We start from the raw sequence: 22,059 nt of genomic DNA, 5'->3' as shown, positions 1-22,059 counted from the left end.
GCCCCGGCGCCCGCTCAGCCGCGGGCCGGTGCCGCCTCGGCCGTGCCGGCCGGCGGGTCGGCCGGGGCGGCGCGGTGCTGCCGGGGCAGGAACGCCGCCACCGCCAGCGCGGTCAGTGCCGCCGCGGCACCGATGGCCATCACGACGCGGAAGCCGTCCTGCGACGGCGCGGTCAGGTCGCCGAACGTGGTGGTCATCCCGGTGAGGACGGCACCGGCCACGGCGCTGGAGACCGAGGTCCCGATTGAGCGCATCAGCGTGTTCAGGCTGTTCGCGGCGGCGGTCTCGGAGACGGGCACGGCCGCCATCACCAGCGCGGGCATGGCGCCGTAGGCCAGGCCGATCCCGGCCCCGATGACGCTGGAGACCAGCACCAGGTGCCACACACCCGACATGAACACGATGCTCAGCCCGTAGCCGCACGCCACCACGACGGCGCCCAGCATCAGTGTCGTCTTGGGACCCCCGAGCTTGGAGATGCGGGCCGACACCGGCGCCATCGCCACCATCACCACCCCGGAGGGGCCCATCACCAGCCCGACGGTGACCATCGACTCGCCGAGGCCATAGCCGGTCGAGGCGGGCAGCTGCAGCAGCTGCGGGAAGACCAGCGACATCGCGAACATCGCGAAGCCGAACACGGTGGAGGCGGCGTTGGTCAGCAGCACCTGGCGGCGCATGCTGGTGCGCAGGTCGACCAGCGGCTGGCGGGTGCGCAGCTCCCACAGCCCCCACAGCACCAGTACGGCGGCCGCCGCGCAGAACAGGCCGATTGTGGTGGCGCTGGTCCAGCCCCAGTCGGCGCCCTTGGAGATCGCCAGCAGCAGGCACACCAGCGCGGCCGACAGGCCGGCGGCGCCGAGGGCGTCGAAGCGCCCGCCGGTGCGCACCCGCGCCTCCGGCACGATGGCCGTCACCAGCACGAAGGCCAGCGCGCCCAGCCCGGCCGACGCCCAGAACAGCACGTGCCAGTCGGTGCGCTCGGCCAGGAACGCCGCGGCCGGCAGGCCGAGGGCACCGCCCACCCCCAGCGAGGCGCTCATCAGCGCGATCGCCGATCCGAGCCGTTCGCCGGGCAGTTCGTCGCGCATGATGCTGATGCCCAGCGGGATGACTCCGGCGGCCAGGCCCTGCAGCGCCCGCCCGGCGATCAAGGGCGGCAGCGACGTGCTCAGTCCGCAGACCACCGATCCGATCACCAGCAGGGACACGCTGACCAGCAGCATGCGCCGCTTGCCGTACATGTCGCCGAGCCGGCCGACGACCGGGGTCGCAACGGCGCTGGCGAGCAGGGTGACCGTGATGGCCCAGGTGGTATCGGCGGCCGAGGCGCCCACTAGCCGGGGCAGGATGGGCACGAGCGGGATCACCACCGTCTGCATCAGCGAGACGACGATCCCGGCGAAGGCCAGCACGGCCACGACCGCGGCGGTCCGCGGTCGGGCGCCGGTGCGGGCCGCTTCGGTGGGCGGGTTCAACAACGCGGGGACCTCCGTGTCGGCAGCGTTTCCAGCATTTAAATCAATCGCTTGACTTAAGTTATCGCGTCGGATTGACTGGTCGAGCCGAAGCCCCGACCAAAGGAGACCGGAATTGGACCGCACCCCGGATGGGACCACGCTCGACTATCCGTTGGAGCCGCCGAAGGCGCTGGAAGAGCCCCGGGAGTTCGCCGAGCTGCGCGGCGAGTGCCCGGTGGCGCACGTGCGGCTGCCCAGCGGCGACACCGCCTCGCTGCTGACGCGCTACGACGACGTCCGCCAGGTGCTGTCGGACCCGCGGTTCACCCGCCGGCTCGACGCCCCCGATGCCGCGCGCATCGCCAAGAACGAGTCCGGCGGCGTCTTCAACAGCGGCGTCAGCTCGACCATCCCCGAATCCGGCGCAGGCCACCGCTGGTGGCGGCTCATGGTCGCCAAGTGGTTCACCGCCAAGCGCATGTCCGCGCTGCGGCCCGGCATCGAGCAGATGGCCGGCGACCTGATCGACCGCATGGTCGAAAGCGGGCAGCCCGCCGACCTCAAGGCGGCGCTCGGGTTCCCGCTGCCGGTATGGGTCATCTGCGACCTGCTCGGCGTGCCCGAGACCGACCGCGACCGGTTCTCCTACTGGTCCGACACGCTGCTGAACCTGACCCGCTACACCGAAGACGAGATCCGCGCGGCCCAGGCCGCGTTCGGCGAGTACATGGCCGCCCACGTCGCCGACAGGCGCGCCAACCCCGGCGACGACCTCCTCAGCGAGCTCGCCCAGGCCACCGGCGACGACGGCCAGGGCATGACCGACGCCCAACTGGCCGCCACCGGCCAGGGCCTGCTGGTGGCCGGGCACGAGACCACGGCCAACATGATCGGCAAGATGGCCGCCATGCTGCTGGCCGACCGCAGCCGCTGGGAGAGCCTGGTCGCCGACCGCTCGCTGGTCCGCACCGCAGTCGAGGAGTGCCTGCGGTTCGACGCCAACCAGGGATTCGGCCTGCCCCGGTACATCAGCGAGGACACCGAGGTCAGCGGAACCACCGTGCCCAGCGGCACCACCGTGGTGTGCAGCATGGCCGCGGCCAACCGCGACGAGACCGCTTTCGGCGGCGCCGGCGAGATGGACCTGGGCCGCAGCCCCAACACCCACATCGCCTTCGGCGCCGGCCCGCACTCGTGCCTGGGCCAGTCGCTGGCCCGCACCGAACTGCAGGCGGTGCTCGACGTGCTGCTGCGGCGGCTGCCCACCCTCGAACTCGCCGTGGACGAAGCTGACCTGCAGCGGGTCGACGGCCTGGTCGTCGGCGGGCTGAGCGAGGTCCCGGTGCGGTGGTGAACATGTCCGACCGAACCGCAAAGGACCGGCAGGCCAACACCACCCGCGAGCAGATCCTCACTGCGGCCGAGCGGCTGTTCGCCGAACGCGGCGTGGTCACCGTCTCCAACCGCCAGATCTCAGAGGCCGCGGGACAGGGCAACAACACCGCGGTCAGCTACCACTTCGGCAGCAAGGCCGAACTGGTGCGCGCGATCGTGCGCCGCCACGCGAGCCCCATCGAGCGGGCGCGCGAGCAGTGGCTCGACCGGGCGCGCGCCTCCGGCGAGATCCGCGACTGGGTCGGCTGCCTCGTCCGCCCGGTCACCGAGCATCTGGCCGAACTCGGCGTGCCCTCCTGGTACGCCCGGTTCGGCGCCCAGGTCATGACCGACCCCGTGCTGCGCGGCATCATGGTCGAGGAGTCGATGTCCACGCTGCCGCTGCGCGAGGTCCGCGAAGGGCTGAACCGGTGCACGCCGCAACTGCCGCTGGCGGTCCACGTCGAACGCAGCAACATGGCCGGCCAGCTCATCGTGCACATGTGCGCCGAACGGGAACGCCGGCTCGCCCAGGGCGCCACCACCCCCAAAGCCGACTGGCACGGCGCCGCCACCGGGCTGATCGACGCCATCACCGGCATGTGGCTGGCGCCGGTCACCCCGCCCGGCGGCGGCGAACCGCAGGACGCGGCGTCCTGGTGCATCGAAGCCCACCCCGAGAACCGGTCGGCGAACGGCCCGGAGAACGGCTCGCAGTACAACCCGCAGCGCAACGGAGGAAACCGCGGATGAAGGTCCACGTCGACGAGGACCGGTGCTGCGGCGCCGGGCAGTGCGTGCTGATCGCACCGCAGGTGTTCGACCAGCGCGACGGCGACGGCATCGCGGTCGTTCTCGACGGCCGCCCGCCCGAGGCGGCTTATGCCGCGGTCCGCGAGGCCGCGAGCGTCTGCCCGGGGGCCGCCATCGAACTGGGGGAGGCCCAGTGACCACCCGCGCCGGTGTCGTGATCGTCGGCGCTTCCGCCGGGGGGCTCACCACCGCCGAAGCGCTGCGCCGCCAGGGCTACCAGGGCGCGCTGACCGTGCTCGGCGCGGAGAAGCACCCGCCCTACGACCGGCCGCCGCTGGCCAAACAGGTGCTGTCGGGCGTGTGGGAGCCCGAGCGGGTGCAACTGCGCCCGCAGGCGGCACTGTCGGAGCTGGGCGCCGAGTTCGGCTACGGCGATCCGGCCACCGCCCTGGAAGTGGGCGCCGGCACAGGCGCAGGCGGTGTGGTCGAAGGCGGCATGCACACCGTGCACACCGCCTCCGGGCGGGCGTTGCGGGCCGATGCGGTTGTGGTCGCCACCGGGCTGCGGCCGCGCCGGCTGGCCGGGCAGGACGAACTGGCCGGAACCCACGTGCTGCGCTCGGTCGAGGACGCGCTCGCGCTGCGCGCCGAGTTGCGGCCGGGCGCGCGCGTCGTGGTCGTCGGCGACGGGGTGCTCGGCGCCGAGATCGCCGCCACCGCCTGCGGCCTGGGCGCCGACGTCACCCTCGCCGGCCCGCAGCCGGCGCCCATGGCGGCCCAGCTCGGGTCCCGGGCCGCGGGGCTGCTCGCCGAGCTGCACACCGAGCGCGGCGTCCGGCTGCGCCTGGGCTCGGGAGTCAGCGGCCTGCAGGGCGATCGGGGCCGGGTGAACGGCGTACTGCTGGACACCGGCGAGGTGCTGCCCGCCGACACCGTCGCCGTGGCCATCGGCGCGGACCCGGTCACCGACTGGCTCGCAGGCAGCGGCCTGCACTTGGACAACGGGCTGGTCTGCGACTCCCGCTGCCGCGCCGCCCCGGGAATCTACGCGGTCGGCGACGTGGCGCGCTGGCACCACGAGGCGCTCGGCGCCCCGGTGCGGCTGGAGAACCGCACCAACGCCACCGAGCAGGCCGGAGCCGTCGCCGCCGCCGTCCTAGGCGGTGACGCCCCCTACCGCCCGGTGCCCTACTTCTGGACCGACCAGTTCGATGTGAAGCTCCAGATCCACGGGCTGCCCTCCGCCGACGCCGAGTTCGCGGTCGTCGAGGGCGACGCAGGCGCCGGCCCGGCCGACCGGCGCTTCGTCGCCGAGTACCGGCGCGAGGGGCGCGTCACCGCGGTCCTCGGCTGGCGGATGCCCAAGCAGACCCGGCTGCGAGCGGCCGAGGCCCTGCACGGCCGCGCCCCCGCGGCGCGGTAGCCGGGGCGGGGCGGGGGCCTCCGCGGAATACCGGCGCCGCAGCCGCTGCGGCGCCGCTGCGCCCGCCTTCGCCTGCCCTGGTACGGACACACTCAGTAATCGGACATAGGGGATTTGATGAGCGACACCATGGAGTCGGGCACCGGCACCGAGACCGCAGAGCCGCTGCCCGACTTCCCGATGGAGCGGGCGGCGGGTTGCCCCTTCGACCCGCCCCCGGCCCTCTACGACCTGCAGGAGTACGGCCCGCTGGCGCGGGTGCGGCTGTGGGACGGCAGTACGCCGTGGGTCGTCACCCGCTACGACGACCAGCGGGCGGTGCTGGCCGACCCGCGCGTCAGCGCCGACGCCACCCGGGAGGGCTACCCGCTCTCCGCCAAGCCCAGCGGCGGCGGCTCCAAGATCGGCTTCATCCTGATGGACGATCCCGAGCACGCCCGGCTGCGGCGGATGGTGACGGCGCCGTTCACCGTCAAAAAGGTCGCGGCGATGCGCCCGGCGGTGCAGCGGATCGTCGACGGGCTGATCGACGACATGCTGGCCGGCCCCAAGCCGGTCGACCTGGTCGAGGCGTTCGCGCTGCCCGTGCCGTCCCTGGTGATCTGCGAACTGCTCGGCGTGCCCTACTCCGACCATGACTTCTTCCAGGCCAACAGCAAGGTCATCGTCCAGCGCGACGCCGAGCCCGATGAACGCTCCGCGGCCCTGGGCCGGCTGAGCGAGTACCTGTACGGGCTGATGGGCCCGAAGCTGGCCGAGCCTGCCGACGATCTGCTGTCGGGGCTGGGCGAGCGGGTCCGGGCCCAGGAGCTGTCCCAGAGCGAGGCCGCCCAGATCGGGGTGCTGCTGCTGATCGCCGGGCACGAGACCACCGCCAACATGATCGGACTGGGCACACTCGCGCTGCTGCAGCACCCCGACCAGTTGGCGCGCCTGCGCGACGAGGACGACCCCGAGCTGGTCTCCCGCTCGGTCGAGGAACTGCTGCGTTACCTGAACATCACGCACAACGGGCGGCGGCGGGTCGCGCTGGAGGACATCGAGGTCGCCGGGCGGACCATCCGCGCCGGCGAAGGGCTGATCCTGCCCAACGACATCGCCAACCGCGACGGTGCCGCCTTCGCCGACCCCGACCGCCTGGACCTCGACCGCGACGCCCGCCACCACGTGGCGTTCGGGTTCGGCGTGCACCAGTGCCTGGGGCAGTCGCTGGCCCGCATGGAGCTGAACGTCGTCTACAGCACCCTTTACCGGCGCATCCCCACGCTGCGGTTGGCGGCGGAGATGGACCGGATCAACTTCAAGCACGACAAGTCCGTGTACGGGGTCCATGAGCTTCCGGTGACCTGGTGACGGTCCGGGGAGCCCGGGGTGTGCGGGTTATCCGGGCTGTGTGGGCTTCCCGGGCGTCGGGAAACAGCGGGCATCGGGCCGTGGGAGCATCGAATCCGGAGATAACGGGACAGGAAAGCAGGAGAATCCGATGAAGGTCACCGTCGACCAAGAGGCATGCGTCGCGTCCGGCCAGTGTGTGATGGCGGCCGACGACGTTTTCGACCAGCGCGACGAGGACGGGGTCGCCGTGGTGCTGATCTCCGAGCCGTCGGCCGACCGCGCCGCGGACGTCCGCCAGGCCGCCGCGATCTGCCCCGCGCTGGCCATCACCGTGGAGGAATGACCGCCGGGCGGGCCGGGCGCTCCCGGCCCGCCGTCTCCGGTGGATCGATCACCCCTGGAGAAGCCGGCCCGCACGCAGGCACCGGTGGGTGGCCGTGCCATGGCGGCCGGTGCGTCCGGGGACCGGGGTGGATACGGGTCCGCCCGGCGGCCTTGCCCGCGGCCGGCAATCAGGTGGCCCGGGCTGAAAGCAGCGGCAACGGCCGCGGGCGGCCGGGGCGCGGTCGCCGCTCCCACCGCAGACGGCGGGGGCGGGCGACGCACCGACCCTGCGGAAATGCCGAGATCCGGCGCCGGATCTCGGCATTTCCGCAGGGTCATCAACAAGAACCCGGCATAGCGGGCGCATTGTCACCCCGCAGCCCGGCGGGCCGCGCGCGGATGTGCGGGCGGCCGGCTAGGCCGCGCAGCTCAGCGGTTCAGCGGCTCAGACCGCCGACCAGCCGTTGTCGACCGGCAGGATAGCGCCGCTGATGTTGCCGGCCGCGTCCGAGGCGAGGAAGACGATGGCCGCGGCCAGCTCGGCGGGGTCGGCGACCCGGCCGATGTTGCCCCTGTAGTTGCCCAGCGCCGCCGGTCCGGTCGGTGCCGCGGCCGGGTCGACGGAGATGCCGGTGGCGGTGCCGCCGGGCGCCACGGCGTTGACCCGGATGCCCTGGTCGCGGTACAGGATCGCGGTGGATTTCACCAGGCCCGCGATGCCGTGTTTGGACGCCGTGTAGGCGGCTCCGGCGGCGCTGCCGCGCAGTGAGGCCTCCGACGCGGTGAACACGATCGAGCCCGCGCCCCGGTTCAGCAGCTGCGGCAGAACCGCCCGGGTGAGCAGGAACGGCGCGGTCAGGTTGATGCGGATGAGCCGCTCCCAGACCGCGTCGGTGACATCGCCGGCGGCCGACAGGTCGTCCATGATCCCGGCGTTGTTGACCAGGATGTCGGCGCCCCCGAGGCGGGTGGCGGCGGCGTCGGCGACCTCGTCGACGACCTCTTGGTCGCTGAGGTCGCCCGCGACGACCTCGGCGGTACCGCCCGAGGAGCGGATCTGTGCCGCCGCCTCTTCGGCGGACTCGGCGTTGATGTCGGCGATGAGGAGGCGGGCGCCCCCGGCCGCCAGGCGCAGCGCGGTCGCGCGGCCGATGCCCGAACCGCCGCCGGTGACGATCGCGTTCTTGTCCCGCAGGCCCGATTCGATCATGGAAAGTCCCTTCAGTGTCTTCAGCGCTCGGCGTCTGCCGCGCACTGCTGCCGTGCAGGGCCGGCCCGCCCAACGAGAGCTGAGCCGGGCCGCGGTCCGCCCGGTATCTGTCACTCTACGACTTTTTGTCACTGAGCGACATTTCGTCGTTCGCAGCCGGATCCGCGGTACGCTGGCGGTCCGCGGTGGTGTCGAGTGCCAGGAAGGACCGGTGGGGCACATGGCCTCCGAACGCGCTTCCGCGGCGGGCCGGGGCGGCCGCCCGCCGATGACCCGGCGCCGCAAGGAGATCGTCCGCCTGGAGATCGCCCGCGCGGCGGTCGCCCTGTTCGCCGAAAAGGGCGTCGCCGGCACCACCGGCGACGACATCGCCCATGCCATCGGGATCTCCACGCGCACGCTGTGGCGCTACTTCCCCAGCAAGGAGAGCTGCGTGCGGCCGCTGCTCACCACAGGGCTGGAGGCCATGGCCGAGCGGCTCCGCTCCTGCCCCCGCGGCACCGCACTGCTGGACCACCTGGAACGCGAGGGCGTCTTCGGGGCGGACGAGTCCCTGGCCGCCGGGCCGGTCGCCGACCTGATCTGGATGACCGGGCACGAGCCCGCGCTGAAGGCGGTCTGGCTGGAGGTCCACCACGCGGCCGAGTCGGTGTTCGCCGAGATCATCGCCGACCGGACGGGCGCCGCCGCCGACGCGCTGTCCGTGCGCGTGCAGGCCGCCGCCCTCAATGCCGCGCTGCGCTTGGCCGCCGAGGAGCAGGCCCGCTACCGCTCCGCCGGAGACGGCCCGCCCCCCGGCGGCATGGGCGCCCTCGGGCGCACCGCGCTCGCCACCGTCGCCAGCGGCCTGCCCGCCTTCGAGGCCGCCGCCCGATAACCGCGGCCTGACCCGCGTTTCGGGTCCTGGCATCCCTGCGCTCGGGTCCCGCGGTCGGGCCGGTTGTGTGCCCGCAACCCCCTTGAATTCATCGACCGACATCTATAAAGTGCCATGAATCGACGAACATCGATGAAAGGGTGTGTCATGGCGACAGAGCTTCCGGTCGTGGTGATCGGAGCGGGTCCGGTCGGACTGGCCGCAGCGGCCGAACTGCAGCAGCGCGGTATCGCCGCGGTCGTACTGGAACAGGGCGCCTCCGCAGGGGCGGCCGTGCGCGAATGGGGACACGTGCGGCTGTTCTCCTCCTGGCGCGACCTGGTGTCCCCGGCCGCCGGGAAAACGCTGGCCGCAACCGGGTGGCGGCGCCCGGACGACGGCGCCTACCCCACGGGAGCCGAATGGGCCGGCTCCTATTTGGAACCGCTGGCCGCGGCCCTGGGGGAGCGGGTGCGCTTCGGCGCGCAGGTCGCCGGCGTGAGCCGCCAGGGCCGCGACCGGGTCGTCGACGCCGACCGGGCACAGCGGCCGTTCACCGTGCGGGTCCGGACATCCGGCGGCGAGCAGCGCCTGCTCGCCCGCGCGGTGATCGACGCCTCGGGCACCTGGGGCACGCCCAACCCGCTGGGCGCCGACGGACTGCCCGCGCTCGGCGAGGACGCCGCCGCCGACCGGATCGGCCACCGGATCCCCGACCCGGCCGACCCCGGCGTGCGCGCCCGCTACGCGCGGCGCCGTACCGCCGTGGTGGGCAGCGGCCACTCCGCGCTGACCGCACTGGTGGCGCTGGCCGAGCTGGCCGCGCAGGAGCCGGGCACCCGCGCGGTGTGGGTGCTGCGCCGGGACGGGATCGGCGACGCCTTCGGCGGGGGAGCCGACGACGGACTCGCTGCGCGCGGTGCCCTGGGACAGCAAGCGCAGCGGGCCGTGGGGGGCGGACACGTCGACGTGGTGACCGGCTTCCGCACCGCCGAGGTCCGCAGCGGCGGCAGCGGTGCGGTGCTGGTCGGCGACGACGGCCGGGCGCTCGATCCCGTCGACCAAGTCGTCGCGCTGACCGGGTTCCGCCCCGACCTCGCGCCGCTGTCGGAGATCCGTCTGGGGCTGGACGCCGCACTGCAGGCGCCGGTGGCACTGGCGCCGCTCATCGACCCCAACGTGCACTCCTGCGGCACCGTCTACCCGCACGGCGCCGCGGAACTGGCCCACCCCGAGCCCGGGTTCTACCTGGCCGGGATGAAGTCCTACGGCCGCGCGCCGACGTTCCTCGCACTGACCGGTTACGAGCAGGTGCGCAGCATCGCCGCGGAGCTGGCGGGCGATACCGAGTCGGCCGCGCGGGTGGAACTGGAGCTGCCCGAAACAGGGGTGTGCAAGGGGCCCGGACTCGCCGAAGCCGCGGATGCGGGTTCAGGTTCGGGGCACAAGCAGGAACCGGAACGGGAAAAGGAGCAGGAGTCCGATGCGGCGGCCGCGGGTGGTGGCTGCTGCGGTACGAGCGGTGCGGATCCGGTCGGGTTCTCCCGCCCGGCCTCGCCCGCCCTGCAGTGATCCACGGCGCCGGGGCGGGGGCGGCCCCGCCCCGGCGCCTCAGCCGTGTTCGGCCGCGGCCTCGCGCCCGCTTGCGCGGAAGAAGCGCCGCGCCCACAGGGAGACGTAGACGAGTCCGACCAGGACCGGCACCTCGATGAGCGGGCCGACCACGCCCGCGAGCGCCTGGCCGGAGGTGACGCCGAAGACGCCCACCGCCACCGCGATGGCCAGTTCGAAGTTGTTGCCGGCCGCCGTGAAGGCCAGGGTGGTCGCGCGCTCGTAGGGGAGCCGGATCGCGCGGCCCAGCAGCATCGACAGTCCCCACATCAGGACGAAGTACAGCAGCAGCGGCACGGCGATGCGCGCGACGTCCAACGGGCCCGAGGTGATCGCCTCGCCCTGCAGAGCGAACAGCAGCACGATGGTGAACAGCAGGCCGTAGAGCGCGAGCGGGCCGATGCGCGGCAGGAACCGCTCCTCGTACCACTGGTGGCCCTTGGCGCGCTCGCCGAACGTGCGGGTGAGGTAGCCGGCGACCAGCGGGATACCGAGGAAGACCAGCACCATCGCGGCGATCTCCCACGCCGAGACGTCGATACCGCTCTGCTCCAGCCCCAACCACCCGGGCAGCAGGTCGAGGTAGAACCAGCCGAGCAGCCCGAAGGCCACCACCTGGAACACCGAGTTGAGCGCGACCAGCACGGCCGCGGCCTCGCGGTCGCCGCAGGCCAGGTCGTTCCAGATGACGACCATGGCGATGCAGCGCGCCAGCCCGACGATGATCAGACCGGTGCGGAACTCCGGCAGGTCGGGCAGGAAGATCCAGGCCAGCGCGAACATGACCGCCGGCCCCACCAGCCAGTTCAGCACCAGCGACCACACGAGCAGCCGCTTGTCGCCGGTGACCGTGTGCAGGCGGTCATAGCGCACCTTGGCCAGCACCGGGTACATCATCACCAGCAGGCCCAGCGCGATCGGCACGGAGATACCGCCGGCCTTGACGGCGTCCAGCGCGCCCTGCAGCCCGGGCACCCACCGCCCCAGCAGCAGGCCCGCCGCCATGGCGAGCCCGATCCACAACGGGAGGAAGCGGTCCAGCGTCGACAGCCGCGGGTTCCCTGCCGGGTCGGGGACCCGCTCGGGGGCCTGGGCATCCGTGCGGGAGCGGGGCATGGCGGTGACCTCCTGGAGGGCTGGACGGCTGCGCGTTGGCGCTGGAGACAACCGTACATCGGAGCAAGCTGATATCAATATCGACTGATAAGTTGAAGGCGGCGCCGCCGCACGGCCGCGTCCGGAGCAAGTCCTGGCGAGCCGGGCACGCCCAAGCCGGGTAAGCCAACCGAATCCAGGTCAGGGTGTTGAAGGAAGGCCGGTCCCGTGTCGGATAAACCGAGTGTGCTCTTCGTCTGCGTCCACAACGCCGGGCGCTCCCAGATGGCGGCAGGCCTGCTCGCCCACCTCGCGGGCGACCGGGTCGAGGTCCGCTCCGCCGGCTCCGAACCCGCGGAGTCGGTGAACCCCGCGGCGGTCGAGGCAATGGCCGAGCTGGGCATCGACATCGCCGCCGAGCAACCCAAGATACTGACATCCGGCGCCGTCGAGGCCAGCGACGTCGTGATCACCATGGGCTGCGGCGACACCTGCCCGATCTTTCCCGGCAAGCGCTACCTCGACTGGGAGCTGGACGACCCCGCGGGCCGGTCCGTCGCCGACGTGCGGCCGGTCCGCGACGAGATCCGCCGCCGGGTCGAAGGACTGCTGGCCGAGCTGGGGGTCGCCGCCCGCGGCTGACCCGGGCCGGCCGGGGCCGGCTGCGGCGCGGACGCGCAGGGGTGCGGACGTGCGGGTGCGCGCCGGCGGCAAGTGTTCAGCAGGGGCGGTAGCGGTCCCGGGCGTCGGCCGCCCGGGCCGCGAGGTCGCGCAGCCCCTCGGCGGCTCCGGCCACGGCCTCGGCCTGCAGCCGGTAGTAGGTGTAGCGGCCGCGGGCCTCGGTCTCGACGAGGCCGCTCTCGCGCAGGATCCGCAGGTGATGGCTGATGGTGGTCTGGCGGGCACCGGTTTCGGCGATCAGGTGGCAGGTGCACATCTGCTCGCCGGCCAGCAGCTGCACGATCCGTGCCCGCAGCGGGTCCCCGAACAGGCCGATGGCGGTCTCTGCGACGGAGCCCTCAGGTGACATCAGCATGTTTCGATATCACCACGGCCGGACCGGGGCGTCAAGCCGGCCCCGCCCGGGCGGCAGGTCCGGCGCGCCGGCAGCGCGGCCCGGCGGATCGGCCGGAGCGTTTGGATGTGCCGGCCGATCGCCCTACCGGTCCGCCGGCCGGTCCCTCAGCGGATCCTGGCGCCGTAGACGTGGTCGACCGCCATGGTCATCAGCACCCTGCGGTCGGACACCATCACCGACCGGTACTCGTCCCAGTCGGGGTGCTCGCCGGAGGCGGCGCGGTAGTAGCGCACCAGCGCTTCGACCTCGGGGCCGTGCGGATCGGTGCCCGGGCCGGTGAGGGTCACCGGGCCCTCGGCGGTGGCCCACCCCCAGCCGTCGGGGCTGGTGACCTCCAGTGCGGCGCGCGGGTCGCGGCGCAGGTTGGCGGTCTTGGCGCGGCCCTCGGTCATCGAAACGACGAGCGTATCGGCCTGCCGGTCGTAGAACGGGGAGACCGGCGAAAGCTGGGGGCGGCCGTCGGCCTTGATCGTGGCCAGCACCCCGAGCCGGCTCTCTGCGAGCAGTGTGCGCGGGTCGAACTCGGAATCACTCATAACCGGTCCAGCCGCGGCCGGACCCCGGCTATTCCCCGCTGGGCACGGGCCCGCGGCGCCCCGCCCAGCGGGGCGGAATGCACTGCGCCCACCCGCCATGCGTGCGGCGGGTGGGCGCAGTACGGGGGCCGGCGTCCGGGTGGGACGCCGGCCGGCTAGCGCGCCGTGCGCTTGCCGCGCATGCGCAGGACCATCGGGACCACCAGCGCGACGATGAGCACGCCGTACAGGGTGAGCGTGATGGGGCCGGCGAACAGCTGGCCGACATCGCCCTGGCTGATCGCCATCGCACGGCGCAGCTCGGTCTCGGCCAGCGGACCGAGGATCGCGCCGATGAGCACCGGCGCGATGGGGAAGCCGTAGCGCCGCAGTAGGAACCCGACGATGCCGACCGCATACAGCAGCGCCACGTCGGCGATCGCCGTCTTCGCCGAGTACACGCCCAGCGTCGCGAACACCACGATCCCGGCGTAGAGGTAGTTGCGCGGGATCTGCAGCAGCTTCGCCCACACCGGCGCGAACGGCAGGTTCAGCACCAGCAGCATGGCGCTGCCCACGAACAGGCTGGCCAGCAGCGCCCACACCAGCTCGGACTCCTCGGTGAACAGCAGCGGCCCCGGACGCATGCCGTACTGCTGGAACGCGCCGAGCATGATCGCCGCGGTCGCCGAGGTCGGCACGCCCAGGCCCAGCAGCGGGACCAGCGAGGTCGCCGTGGTGGCGTTGTTGGCGGCCTCGGGACCGCCGACGCCCTCGATGGCGCCGCGCCCGAACTCGCTGCGGCCCCGCCGGGCGGCCAGCTTGCTCTCCATGCCGTAAGACAGGAACGTGGGGATTTCCGAGCCGCCGGCCGGGATGATCCCGAACGGCACACCCAGCGCGGTGCCGCGCAGCCACGGCAGCCAGGAGCGGCCCCAGTCGCTGCGCGACAGCCACGGCCGGCCCGAGCGCACGGTCTCGGTGGCCGGGGCGTGGTCGACCCGCGAGGCGACGTGCAGCACCTCGCCGATGGCCAGCACACCCACGGTCACCACGACGATGCTGATGCCGTCGAGCAGCTGCGGCGCGCCGAAGGTGAACCGCACGGCGCCGCTCTGCTCGTCGATGCCCACCAGCGCGATCGCCAGTCCGAGGGCGAGCGAGGTGAGCCCCCGCACCTTGTCGTTGGAGACGACGGCCGATGTCGCGACAAAGGCGAAGACGGCGAGCGCGAAGAACTCGGCCGGTCCGAAACTCACCGCCAGGTCCACCATGAGCGGCGAGAAGAACACCACCAGCGTCACCGCGATGATGCTGCCGACAAAGGACCCCAGTACCGCCGTGGCGAGCGCCTGCGGCGCCCGCCCCCGCCGCGCCATCTGGAAGCCCTCGAACGCGGTGACCATCGAGGAGCTCTGCCCCGGCGTGTTCAGCAGGATGGCGGTGGTCGCCCCGCCGAACTGGCCGCCGAAGTACACCCCGGCGAACATGATGAACGCGGCGGTGGGCTCCAGCTGGAACGTCAGCGGCACCAGCAGCGCGACGGCCATCGCCGACCCGAGCCCCGGCAGCACCCCGACCGCGGTACCCAGGACCACGCCGAGCAGGCACCACAGCAGGTGCTCGGGTGTGAGGGCCTGCGAGAAACCCCCGAGCAGTTGCGAGATCGTATCCACTCAAACCACCCCGCCGAGGATGCCCGCGGGCAGAGCGATGCCCAGCCCGGCCGAGAACCCCACCTGGGCGGCAGCGGACATGACGATCGAGATGCCCAGGTCGCGCAGCACGCGCCGGCCGCCGAGGGCGTAGGAGACCCCGAAGAACAGGCCCGCTCCCGTGATCAGCCAGCCGACCGGCTCCAGCAGCACCAGGTGCAGCGCCAGGGTCGCGGCCACGATGCCGAACGGTTTCCAGCTCATGGCGGGCGTGCCGCCGGCGCCGGACTCGGCTGCCGGCTCTGCTTCGGCCGTTGTTGCGGAGTCCGCTTCGGACTCGGTTTTGGACTCCGGTCCGGTTCGGGAGCCGGCTCCGGCGGCCGCCCCGCTCGGGCCCGCCGGGCCGGGGCGCAGGTGCTGCACCGCCAGCAGCACGCTCAGTACCACCAGCAGGGAGCCGATGACGTAGGGGAAGAACTGCGGTCCGAGGTAGCCCCCGGTGCCCGGCACATCCATGGTCGCGGTGCGGATGAGCAGGACCGCCCCGACGAGGGCGACGAGCGCGGCGACGATGAGCTCGCCCCGGGGCTTCGCCGCGGCCGGGGGTGCCGACGGTGCGGACGGTGCGGTCGTCATGCCAGACCCAGCTCCTTGCTGATCTCGTTGATCCGGTCGGTCTCGTCGGCCACGAACCGCTCGAACTCGTTACCGGTGAGGAACGTGTCCTCCCACTCCTGCTTGTCGAGGGTGTCCTGCCACTGCTGGGAGTCGTGCACCTGCTTGAGCAGCTCCTCCAGTTCGTTGCGCTGCTCCTCGGACAGCCCCGGGGGAGCCACCACGCCGCGCCAGTTCGCCAGCTCGACGTCGACGCCCTGCTCGCGGAACGTCGGGATGTCGATGTCCTCGACCGGATCGCCCGCGGAAAGGCCCAGTGCGCGCAGTTCGCCGGATTCGATCTGCGCGGCGAACTCGTCGTATCCCGACACGCCGACGGCGAGGCTGCCGTTGAGCATGCCGGCGACCGCCTCGCCGCCGCCCGCGTAGGCGATGTAGTTCAGGTCGGCGGGCTTTGCGCCGCCGGCCTCCATCAGCATCCCGGCGAGCAGGTGGTCGGTGCCGCCGACCGAGCCGCCGCCGACCGCCACCGCGCCGGGGTCGTCGCGCCACGCCTGGAACAGGTCGTCGAGGTTGCGGATCGGCGAGTCGGCGGGGACCACGACGACCTCGTAGTCGTTGGCCAGCCGCGCGATCGGGGTGACGTCCTGGAGGTCGTTGGGCGGGTCGGTGGCCGCGATGGTCCCCATCATCACCGTGCCCGTCATCATCAGGACGTCGCCCCGGCCGGTCTGGTTGGCGACCCGGGACAGGCCGATCGTGCCGCCCGCGCCGGGGATGTTCAGCACCTCGGTGGTGTTGACCAGGTCGCGGCTGTCCGCAACGGCCTGGATCTCCCTGCCGACGCTGTCCCAGCCGCCGCCGGGCGCCGCGGGCACCGTGATGTGCAGCCGGTCGCGCGGGCCGGACCCGGACTGGGCACTGCCGTAGGCGTCGACGACCCCGAAGGCCACCACCGCGAGGCCGAGCGCCGCCGCGGCAATGCGCAGCGCCGCACGGCCGGCGAGGCGGGGGCCGGGTTCGGACCCCGCACCGTCCGGAGGGTCGGTAGCGCTCATGATGGTTTGCTCCTTTGCGGGGTCGTCGGACGCCGGATGGGGGCCGGTGCGTGTGGCCTACGACTCATGATGGACCAATGACGGACCAAAGGTGGACCACGCAGTGGTCTAGGCCGTCCACCTAGTGGATTTCCGGGTACTCTAGGTCGCACCGTACGCCTGAGGCAATACTGGCTGAAAGGGTGATCGCATGTCCGGTACCGCGGAATCCACGGACGAACCAGGACAGAACTCCGGGGTGCGCAGCGTGCTGCGCGCACTGGACCTGCTCGGTCTGTTCACCGAGGAACGCATGTTCTGGAGCGTGCGCGAGCTGACCGAGGCCACCGGGCTGGCCAAGACCACGGTGCTGCGCCTTGTCGCCACCCTGGAACGCCGCGGACTGCTGTGGTCCGATGGCTCCGGGCAGATCAGCGCCGGCCCCGGACTGCTGCGCTGGTCCAGCCTGGCGCGCGCCGCCTGGCAGCCGCCCGAGTCGGCGCGCCGGGTGATGCGCGCGCTGTCGGACACCTGCGGAGAAACCGTCAACCTGTACGTACGCGCCGACCTCTCCCGCATCTGCGTCGAGCAGCAGGAAGGCAGCCAGAACGTGCGCCACGTGGTGCGCGTCGGCGACGAGCTGCCGCTGTGGGCGGGCGCGGCCGGCAAGGTGCTGCTCGTCGGCGCCGACGACCGGCTCCTCGGCGAAGTGGCGGCCCAGGACCCGCGCGGGCGCACCGCCGCCCAGCTGCGCACCGAAACCGAAGAAGTGCGGCAGGCGGGATACGCGCTCACCCACGGCGAACGCGAAGTGGGCGCCTCCGGGCTGGCCGCGCCGGTGTTCCGCGCGGATGGCGGTGTGCTCGCCGCCCTCGCACTGGGCGGGCCTACGCCCCGGTTCACCGAGAAAGCCGTTGCCGACTTCGTCCCCGCGGTGGGCGAGGCCGCCGCGCGGATCACCCGGATCGGATTCGGAGGGCCCAAGTGACCGGCACCGGAACCGGAGCCGGCACCGGCGCTGATACCGCCGCCGGTGCCGACGCACCGCTGGGCGGAGTGCGCGTGCTGGACCTGACCAACGTGCTCGCCGGCCCGTTCGCCAGCTACCAGCTCGGGTTGTTCGGCGCCGACGTCGTCAAGGTCGAGACCCCCGGCAGCGGCGACCTCGCCCGCCAGCTCGGCGCCGACGCCGGGCTCAACGCCGAGCGGCTCGGCACCTCCTTCCTCGCCCAGAACGGCGGGAAGCGCTCCATCACCATCAACCTGAAGACGGAGCGCGGCAAGACCGTCTTCGCAGAACTGGTGCGCGGCGCCGACGTGGTGCTGGAGAACTTCCGGCCCGGCGTGCTGGCCCGGCTCGGGTTCGGCGCCGACCGCCTGCGCGAGCTGAACCCCAAACTCGTGTACTGCGCCATCTCCGGGTTCGGCCAGCACGGCCCGATGGCCGACCGGCCCGCCTACGACCAGGTGATCCAGGGCCTGTCGGGCATGATGAGCGTGACCGGCACCGACGACACCGCCCCCCTGCGCGCCGGCTACCCGATCGCCGACACCCTCGGCGGCATGACCGCCGCGTTCGCGATCTCCGCCGCGTTGCTGCGCGCCGAACGCACCGGCACCGGGTCGTGGCTGGACCTGTCCATGATGGACACCGCGGTCACGGCCATGGGCTGGGCGGTGTCGAACTACCTGATCGCCGGGGTCGAGCCCGAGCCCATGGGCAACGAGAACGCCACCTCGGCACCGTCGGGCACCTTCCGCACCGCCGACGGCCACCTGAACATCGCGGCGAACAAGCAGGAGCAGTTCGAGAGCCTGTGCACCGAGGTCGGCCGCCCCGACCTCGCCGCCGACCCCCGCTTCGCCGCCCGCGAGGACCGCAAGACCAACCGCTCGGCGCTGCGCACCGAGCTGGAGCGCGGGCTGCTGGAGCACTCGGCGCTGCACTGGGAGCAGGTGCTGTCCGCGCGCGGGATCCCCGCCGCACGCGTGCTCGGGGTCCCCGAGGCCCTGGAGCTCGACCAGGTCGCCGATCGCGAGCTGGTGCACGAGGTGCCGTTCCCGGGCGACACCGGCCGGACGGTGCGGGTCCTGGGCAGCGGTGTGCGGGTGGACGACCACGCGCGTGCGCCCGCGGCTTCCCCGCCGCTGCTGGGCGAGCACACCGACGAACTACTCGGCGAACTGGGCTACGGCCAAGACGACATTGAGCGGCTACGGGAAGCGGGAGTGGTATGAGCGCGGAGTCCGACCCCAACGCCAACCCCGGATCCGGGCCCGGCCCCGGCTCCGCCCCCGGTTCCGAGCCCGGCGCGGGCGGCGGCGCCGATCCGGCCGCGTACTGGGCCACCGGCCTGGTGCGGATCCAACCGGGCGAGATCGCACTGCGCGGCTACCCGATCGAGCGGCTGATCGGCAATGCGTCCTTCGTCGACACGATCTGGCTGATGCTGCGCGGCGATCTGCCGGGTGCGGCCGAGTCGCGGCTGCTGGAGGCCGCGCTGACCGCCGCGGTCGACCACGGGCCGCAGGCGCCGTCGATCGCCGCGGCCCGGATGGCGGCCACCTGCGGCGTGGGCCTGAACAACGCGGTCGCCACCGGGGTGAACCTGCTGGGCGATGTGCACGGCGGTGCAGGCGAGCAGTGCATGGCCGTCCTGGAGGGTGTCCGGCGGCGCGTGCACGAGGACGGCGCGGACATCGGAACGGCGGTCGAGGAAGCCCTTGACGAGCACCGGTACATGCCGGGGTTCGGGCACCGGTTCCACCCCCGCGACCCGCGCCGCGACCCGCTGCTGGCCATGGTCGGCGAGGCCGCCGAGAACGGCGTGGTGCGCGGCGACCACCTGGCCGCCGCGCTGGAGATCGAGCAGCGGATCGCCGCGCGCGCGAGCCGGCCGGTGCCGATGAACATCGACGGCGCGACCGCGGTCGTCTACGCCGAGCTGGGATTCCCGCCGGAGCTGGGCCGCGGGCTGTTCGTGCTGTCCCGCTCGGTCGGCATCCTCGCCCACTCCTGGGAGGAGACCCAGGGCGGCACCCGGATCAAGGGCCCGATCCCGCGCCCGCTGCTCGCCGACTACACCGGCCCCGCCCTGCGCGAACCGCCGGAGTGAGGCCGGCGGGCAAGCGGGGGCGCGTCGCGGGCGCGGCGGATACACCCAATGCCGCCGGCGGCCGGGCGGGCCGGGGCGTCCCACCCGCCCACCGGGCCGGGCCGCCCCAGGCCCGGTGGCTCAGCGGTCGCCGCCGGAGGCGAAGACGACCTCGCCGGTGATCCAGCCGGCCCCGGCGGAGGCGAGGAACACGGCGATCGGGGCGATGTCCTCGGGCCGGCCCAGCCGCCCGAAGGGGATCTGGGACGCCGCCTGCTCGCCGGCGGGGCTGCCGACGAAGCCCAGGTTGCGGGTGCCCTCGGTGTCCGAGGCGGTCGGGGCGATGGCGTTGACCCGGATGCCCCGGCCGGCGAGTTCCTTGGAGACGACGGTGGTCGCCGAGTTCACGGCGCTCTTCGTGGCGGTGTAAAGCGCGGAGTAGGGCGGGTGGCTGGTGGTCCCCGCGGTGGACAGATTGATGATCGCGCCGCCGTCGGCCTCAGGCTGCTTGGCGAACTCCTGCATGGTCAGCAGGGGGGCGAGCAGATTGGTGTCGACCTGGCGGTGGAACTCCTCCGGGGTGACCGCCTCGAACGGTGCGAAGGAGTAGACGCCCGCGTTGTTCACCAGAATGTCCACCGGGCCGAGGTGCTCCCGAGCCTCGGCGAACAGGCGCACCACGTCGGTGGGCCGGGCGACGTCGGCCTGCACGGCAGCGGCCCGTCCACCCGCCGCGGTGATCTTGTCCACGACGGTGGCGGCGGCCTCAGCGTCGCCCGCGTAGTTCACGGCGACCGCGGCACCGGCCTCGGCCAGGGCCGCCGCGATGGCGGCGCCGATGCCCTTGGACCCGCCGGTGACCAGCGCGGTGCGGCCTTGGAGTGTGCTCATTGTCCGTCTCCTTCGGTGGCAGGCAGCGCGCAGCGGCCGCCGCGCCGCCCGGGGGTACCGGTGTCGCGACCGCATTGGTAACTCTAGGAGAGGTGGTTTCCTTACGTAAGTACGTACTTTTTTGTAAGCTGGTGCCATGAAGGAAACCCACGCCGCGACCGACACCCAGCGGTCGGCCACCGCCCGCACACTGCTCGCCGCCGACACCTTCGAACGCGACTGCCCCACCCGGTCGGTCATGGACCAGACCACCAGCCGCTGGGCGACCCTGATCCTGGCCGCGCTCATCGACGGCCCGCACCGCTTCTCGGTGCTGCACGGCCGTATTGGCGGTATCAGCCAGAAGATGCTGTCGCAGAACCTGAAGTCCCTCGTGCGCAACGGGTTGGTCGACCGCTCCGTCGAACCCACTGTTCCGCCCCAGGTCACCTATACCTTGACTGCGCTCGGCACCAGCCTCACCGAGCCGCTGTGCGAACTGATCCACTGGTTCGGCTCCAACACCGATCGGATTCTGCAGGCCCAGGCGGAGTACGACTCCCGGTCGGCTGCTGGCGAGTCCCCGGCGGCGCGCAGGTCGAGGACCGGCTCGGCGACGCCCTGATCCGCGAACTGGAAGAAACGGGGCACGTCGTGCGGCGCGCGGGCGACTGGGCGCCGGGGCGGCTGTCTTCGGTCTCCCGCGGCCCCGCCGCCGGCCTGCTGCCGGCGGCGGCCGACCCGCGCGGCGCGCAGGGGTATGCCGTCAGGCGTTGGCGCGGGCAAGCGCCGAGATGAAAGACACACTCCAGGTGGTGGCCGCGGGGCCTCTGATGTGCCTGTGCTGCGTGTTCGGCAGCGGACGGGACCGGCGGGTGCCTGCGGCCCCCGCGCTCGGCGCGGCGGACCTGCCGCGCTGAGCGCGGCGCGGTGGCTGCGGCGCCGGCGACGGAGTCGACCGGCGTTTGTGCAGGTCGCGCCGTGTGTATACAAGTCGGCGCGGCGGTCGGGGGGCTGCGGGCCCGACCGGGGCGGCGGCGCGCCCGGTGCCGGTGGAACGGGTTCCGGCGGCGCATGAGGTGCCGGTCCGCGCTCTGGCCGAGCGCCCGAGCGTGCGCCGGCGCACACTCGGCAGGGCGTGGATATCGCGGAGGGAATATCTGATGCGGTAGGTTGTTGTATCAAGCGATCGTGCGTTTTTCTTTGTGTGTATTTGACTTCATGTTTGACGCTCGCAGCGTGCAACGCGAGTGATCCTGCAGCCAGGAATGGTGGGTGGGCGCTCTGACAGCGATCGCGGATCCGGATTACGGATTCGAACCCGTCGACCTGCCAGGAGGCAGTTATGGCTCAGGGAACCGTCAAGTGGTTCAACGGCGAAAAAGGCTTCGGCTTCATCAGCCAGGATGAGGGCGGCCCGGACGTCTTCGTTCACTACAGCAACATCGACGGCACCGGCTTCCGCAACCTCGATGAAGACCAGCGCGTCGAGTTCGACGTCACGCAGGGCCCGAAGGGCCCGCAGGCCGAGCGCGTCCGCGTCGTGTAGTAGCGGCGCGGCCCCGGTCACGCCGGGTGCTCCGTGCCTCTAGGCGTTACTGGCAGCTGCCCCCGCCGTCCGCGGCGGGGGCAGCTGTTTTTTATGTCCCGTGGTGTTGGGGCCGTCCCCCGTGCGAGCTACCGCGAAGTGTCCACTCCAGCGGGACGCCGCCGGCCTGCACCGATCCCTAGTGTTTACCGGACCGCACGGCAG

The 22,059-nt window shown here is 72.7% G+C and carries 23 protein-coding genes; 14 read left to right on the top strand and 9 right to left on the bottom strand.

Annotation, left to right across the window (positions count from 1 at the left end; all coding sequences use genetic code 11):
* Positions 1–14: 14 nt before the first annotated feature.
* Positions 15–1,478, bottom strand: a complete 1,464-nt coding sequence (locus ACYVD5_RS04520; protein WP_460999614.1) for an MFS transporter — start codon at positions 1,476–1,478, stop codon at positions 15–17.
* Between the two features lie 115 nt (positions 1,479–1,593).
* Between ACYVD5_RS04520 and ACYVD5_RS04515 the strand changes: the two genes are divergently transcribed.
* From ACYVD5_RS04515 to ACYVD5_RS04490, 6 genes are all read left to right on the top strand, one after another.
* Complete coding sequence (locus ACYVD5_RS04515; protein WP_460999613.1) at positions 1,594–2,814, top strand: cytochrome P450; 1,221 nt, start codon at positions 1,594–1,596, stop codon at positions 2,812–2,814.
* A gap of 2 nt (positions 2,815–2,816) precedes the next feature.
* Positions 2,817–3,587, top strand: coding sequence for a TetR/AcrR family transcriptional regulator (locus tag ACYVD5_RS04510; protein WP_460999612.1), 771 nt, complete (start codon positions 2,817–2,819; stop codon positions 3,585–3,587).
* The gene (locus ACYVD5_RS04505; protein ID WP_460999611.1) at positions 3,584–3,784 is read left to right on the top strand and encodes a ferredoxin; all 201 of its coding nucleotides are present in this window, start codon (positions 3,584–3,586) and stop codon (positions 3,782–3,784) included. The genes ACYVD5_RS04510 and ACYVD5_RS04505 overlap by 4 nt, the downstream gene beginning before the upstream one ends.
* A complete protein-coding gene (locus tag ACYVD5_RS04500) occupies positions 3,781–5,010 on the top strand; it encodes an NAD(P)/FAD-dependent oxidoreductase (RefSeq protein ID WP_460999610.1) in 1,230 nt (409 codons plus the stop codon). The genes ACYVD5_RS04505 and ACYVD5_RS04500 overlap by 4 nt, the downstream gene beginning before the upstream one ends.
* A gap of 117 nt (positions 5,011–5,127) precedes the next feature.
* Positions 5,128–6,363 carry a cytochrome P450 gene (locus tag ACYVD5_RS04495; protein WP_460999609.1) on the top strand — a complete coding sequence of 412 codons (1,236 nt, stop codon included), beginning with the start codon at positions 5,128–5,130 and terminating at the stop codon, positions 6,361–6,363.
* 130 nt (positions 6,364–6,493) lie between these two features.
* Entirely contained in the window at positions 6,494–6,688 is a 195-nt protein-coding gene (locus ACYVD5_RS04490) for a ferredoxin (protein WP_460999608.1), read from the top strand.
* 426 nt (positions 6,689–7,114) lie between these two features.
* On the opposite strand, the gene ACYVD5_RS04485 is transcribed toward ACYVD5_RS04490, so the two are convergent.
* Positions 7,115–7,879: an SDR family NAD(P)-dependent oxidoreductase gene (locus ACYVD5_RS04485; protein ID WP_460999607.1), complete on the bottom strand. Its 765-nt coding sequence runs from the start codon at positions 7,877–7,879 to the stop codon at positions 7,115–7,117.
* A gap of 268 nt (positions 7,880–8,147) precedes the next feature.
* On the opposite strand from ACYVD5_RS04485, the gene ACYVD5_RS04480 reads away from it, so the two are divergent.
* On the top strand, positions 8,148–8,756 hold the full coding sequence (locus ACYVD5_RS04480; RefSeq protein ID WP_460999617.1) for a TetR/AcrR family transcriptional regulator: 609 nt from the start codon (positions 8,148–8,150) through the stop codon (positions 8,754–8,756).
* A gap of 147 nt (positions 8,757–8,903) precedes the next feature.
* Entirely contained in the window at positions 8,904–10,307 is a 1,404-nt protein-coding gene (locus tag ACYVD5_RS04475; protein ID WP_460999606.1) for an NAD(P)-binding domain-containing protein, read from the top strand.
* A gap of 39 nt (positions 10,308–10,346) precedes the next feature.
* Here the strand turns inward: ACYVD5_RS04475 and arsB are convergent, their stop codons facing one another.
* Positions 10,347–11,462 carry an ACR3 family arsenite efflux transporter gene (gene arsB, locus ACYVD5_RS04470; RefSeq protein ID WP_460999605.1) on the bottom strand — a complete coding sequence of 372 codons (1,116 nt, stop codon included), beginning with the start codon at positions 11,460–11,462 and terminating at the stop codon, positions 10,347–10,349.
* A gap of 207 nt (positions 11,463–11,669) precedes the next feature.
* Here arsB and ACYVD5_RS04465 point away from each other — a divergent pair, with 207 nt between their 5' ends.
* A complete protein-coding gene (locus tag ACYVD5_RS04465; protein WP_460999604.1) occupies positions 11,670–12,083 on the top strand; it encodes an arsenate reductase ArsC in 414 nt (137 codons plus the stop codon).
* Positions 12,084–12,159: 76 nt separating this feature from the next.
* On the opposite strand, the gene ACYVD5_RS04460 is transcribed toward ACYVD5_RS04465, so the two are convergent.
* The 5 genes from ACYVD5_RS04460 to ACYVD5_RS04440 all read right to left on the bottom strand — a co-directional run bounded on the left by ACYVD5_RS04460 (position 12,160) and on the right by ACYVD5_RS04440 (position 16,362).
* Positions 12,160–12,477 (bottom strand): ArsR/SmtB family transcription factor, encoded by a 318-nt coding sequence (locus tag ACYVD5_RS04460; RefSeq protein ID WP_460999603.1) that lies wholly within the window; start codon positions 12,475–12,477, stop codon positions 12,160–12,162.
* A gap of 146 nt (positions 12,478–12,623) precedes the next feature.
* Positions 12,624–13,055 carry a PPOX class F420-dependent oxidoreductase gene (locus ACYVD5_RS04455; RefSeq protein ID WP_460999602.1) on the bottom strand — a complete coding sequence of 144 codons (432 nt, stop codon included), beginning with the start codon at positions 13,053–13,055 and terminating at the stop codon, positions 12,624–12,626.
* Positions 13,056–13,210: 155 nt separating this feature from the next.
* Positions 13,211–14,710, bottom strand: coding sequence for a tripartite tricarboxylate transporter permease (locus ACYVD5_RS04450; RefSeq protein WP_460999601.1), 1,500 nt, complete (start codon positions 14,708–14,710; stop codon positions 13,211–13,213).
* Entirely contained in the window at positions 14,711–15,325 is a 615-nt protein-coding gene (locus tag ACYVD5_RS04445; RefSeq protein WP_460999600.1) for a tripartite tricarboxylate transporter TctB family protein, read from the bottom strand.
* Complete coding sequence (locus ACYVD5_RS04440; RefSeq protein ID WP_460999599.1) at positions 15,322–16,362, bottom strand: Bug family tripartite tricarboxylate transporter substrate binding protein; 1,041 nt, start codon at positions 16,360–16,362, stop codon at positions 15,322–15,324. Before ACYVD5_RS04440 ends, ACYVD5_RS04445 begins: the two co-directional genes overlap by 4 nt.
* A 190-nt stretch (positions 16,363–16,552) precedes the next feature.
* Between ACYVD5_RS04440 and ACYVD5_RS04435 the strand changes: the two genes are divergently transcribed.
* From ACYVD5_RS04435 to ACYVD5_RS04425, 3 genes are read left to right on the top strand one after another with little or no spacing between them, the layout of a single operon-like run.
* Positions 16,553–17,329 (top strand): IclR family transcriptional regulator, encoded by a 777-nt coding sequence (locus ACYVD5_RS04435; protein ID WP_460999598.1) that lies wholly within the window; start codon positions 16,553–16,555, stop codon positions 17,327–17,329.
* Positions 17,326–18,579, top strand: coding sequence for a CaiB/BaiF CoA transferase family protein (locus tag ACYVD5_RS04430; protein ID WP_460999597.1), 1,254 nt, complete (start codon positions 17,326–17,328; stop codon positions 18,577–18,579). The genes ACYVD5_RS04435 and ACYVD5_RS04430 overlap by 4 nt, the downstream gene beginning before the upstream one ends.
* Positions 18,576–19,457 carry a citryl-CoA lyase gene (locus tag ACYVD5_RS04425; RefSeq protein ID WP_460999596.1) on the top strand — a complete coding sequence of 294 codons (882 nt, stop codon included), beginning with the start codon at positions 18,576–18,578 and terminating at the stop codon, positions 19,455–19,457. Before ACYVD5_RS04430 ends, ACYVD5_RS04425 begins: the two co-directional genes overlap by 4 nt.
* 120 nt (positions 19,458–19,577) lie before the next feature.
* Here ACYVD5_RS04425 and ACYVD5_RS04420 read toward each other — a convergent pair whose 3' ends face one another.
* Entirely contained in the window at positions 19,578–20,327 is a 750-nt protein-coding gene (locus tag ACYVD5_RS04420) for an SDR family oxidoreductase (RefSeq protein ID WP_460999595.1), read from the bottom strand.
* Positions 20,328–20,463: 136 nt separating this feature from the next.
* Between ACYVD5_RS04420 and ACYVD5_RS04415 the strand changes: the two genes are divergently transcribed.
* Positions 20,464–20,931 carry a winged helix-turn-helix transcriptional regulator gene (locus ACYVD5_RS04415; protein ID WP_460999594.1) on the top strand — a complete coding sequence of 156 codons (468 nt, stop codon included), beginning with the start codon at positions 20,464–20,466 and terminating at the stop codon, positions 20,929–20,931.
* Positions 20,932–21,651: 720 nt separating this feature from the next.
* Positions 21,652–21,855, top strand: a complete 204-nt coding sequence (locus tag ACYVD5_RS04410; RefSeq protein WP_460999593.1) for a cold-shock protein — start codon at positions 21,652–21,654, stop codon at positions 21,853–21,855.
* Positions 21,856–22,059 lie beyond the last annotated feature (204 nt).

Source organism: Streptomonospora sediminis (genome assembly GCF_054778995.1).
The sequence above is the reverse complement of the archived record's forward strand: the minus strand, read 5'-3'. Positions and strand labels throughout refer to the sequence as shown.

Bases quoted from the DNA above. Each gene is read 5' to 3' on its own strand.
- ACYVD5_RS04510 (WP_460999612.1), top strand. From the start codon at position 2,817: ATGTCCGACCGAACCGCAAAGGACCGGCAGGCCAACACCACCCGCGAG.
- ACYVD5_RS04505 (WP_460999611.1), top strand. From the start codon at position 3,584: ATGAAGGTCCACGTCGACGAGGACCGGTGCTGCGGCGCCGGGCAGTGC.
- ACYVD5_RS04495 (WP_460999609.1), top strand. From the start codon at position 5,128: ATGAGCGACACCATGGAGTCGGGCACCGGCACCGAGACCGCAGAGCCG.
- ACYVD5_RS04490 (WP_460999608.1), top strand. From the start codon at position 6,494: ATGAAGGTCACCGTCGACCAAGAGGCATGCGTCGCGTCCGGCCAGTGT.
- ACYVD5_RS04485 (WP_460999607.1), bottom strand. From the start codon at position 7,879: ATGATCGAATCGGGCCTGCGGGACAAGAACGCGATCGTCACCGGCGGC.
- ACYVD5_RS04480 (WP_460999617.1), top strand. From the start codon at position 8,148: ATGACCCGGCGCCGCAAGGAGATCGTCCGCCTGGAGATCGCCCGCGCG.
- ACYVD5_RS04475 (WP_460999606.1), top strand. From the start codon at position 8,904: ATGGCGACAGAGCTTCCGGTCGTGGTGATCGGAGCGGGTCCGGTCGGA.
- arsB (WP_460999605.1), bottom strand. From the start codon at position 11,462: ATGCCCCGCTCCCGCACGGATGCCCAGGCCCCCGAGCGGGTCCCCGAC.
- ACYVD5_RS04460 (WP_460999603.1), bottom strand. From the start codon at position 12,477: ATGCTGATGTCACCTGAGGGCTCCGTCGCAGAGACCGCCATCGGCCTG.
- ACYVD5_RS04455 (WP_460999602.1), bottom strand. From the start codon at position 13,055: ATGAGTGATTCCGAGTTCGACCCGCGCACACTGCTCGCAGAGAGCCGG.
- ACYVD5_RS04445 (WP_460999600.1), bottom strand. From the start codon at position 15,325: ATGACGACCGCACCGTCCGCACCGTCGGCACCCCCGGCCGCGGCGAAG.
- ACYVD5_RS04440 (WP_460999599.1), bottom strand. From the start codon at position 16,362: ATGAGCGCTACCGACCCTCCGGACGGTGCGGGGTCCGAACCCGGCCCC.
- ACYVD5_RS04435 (WP_460999598.1), top strand. From the start codon at position 16,553: ATGTCCGGTACCGCGGAATCCACGGACGAACCAGGACAGAACTCCGGG.
- ACYVD5_RS04425 (WP_460999596.1), top strand. From the start codon at position 18,576: ATGAGCGCGGAGTCCGACCCCAACGCCAACCCCGGATCCGGGCCCGGC.
- ACYVD5_RS04420 (WP_460999595.1), bottom strand. From the start codon at position 20,327: ATGAGCACACTCCAAGGCCGCACCGCGCTGGTCACCGGCGGGTCCAAG.
- ACYVD5_RS04415 (WP_460999594.1), top strand. From the start codon at position 20,464: ATGAAGGAAACCCACGCCGCGACCGACACCCAGCGGTCGGCCACCGCC.
- ACYVD5_RS04410 (WP_460999593.1), top strand. From the start codon at position 21,652: ATGGCTCAGGGAACCGTCAAGTGGTTCAACGGCGAAAAAGGCTTCGGC.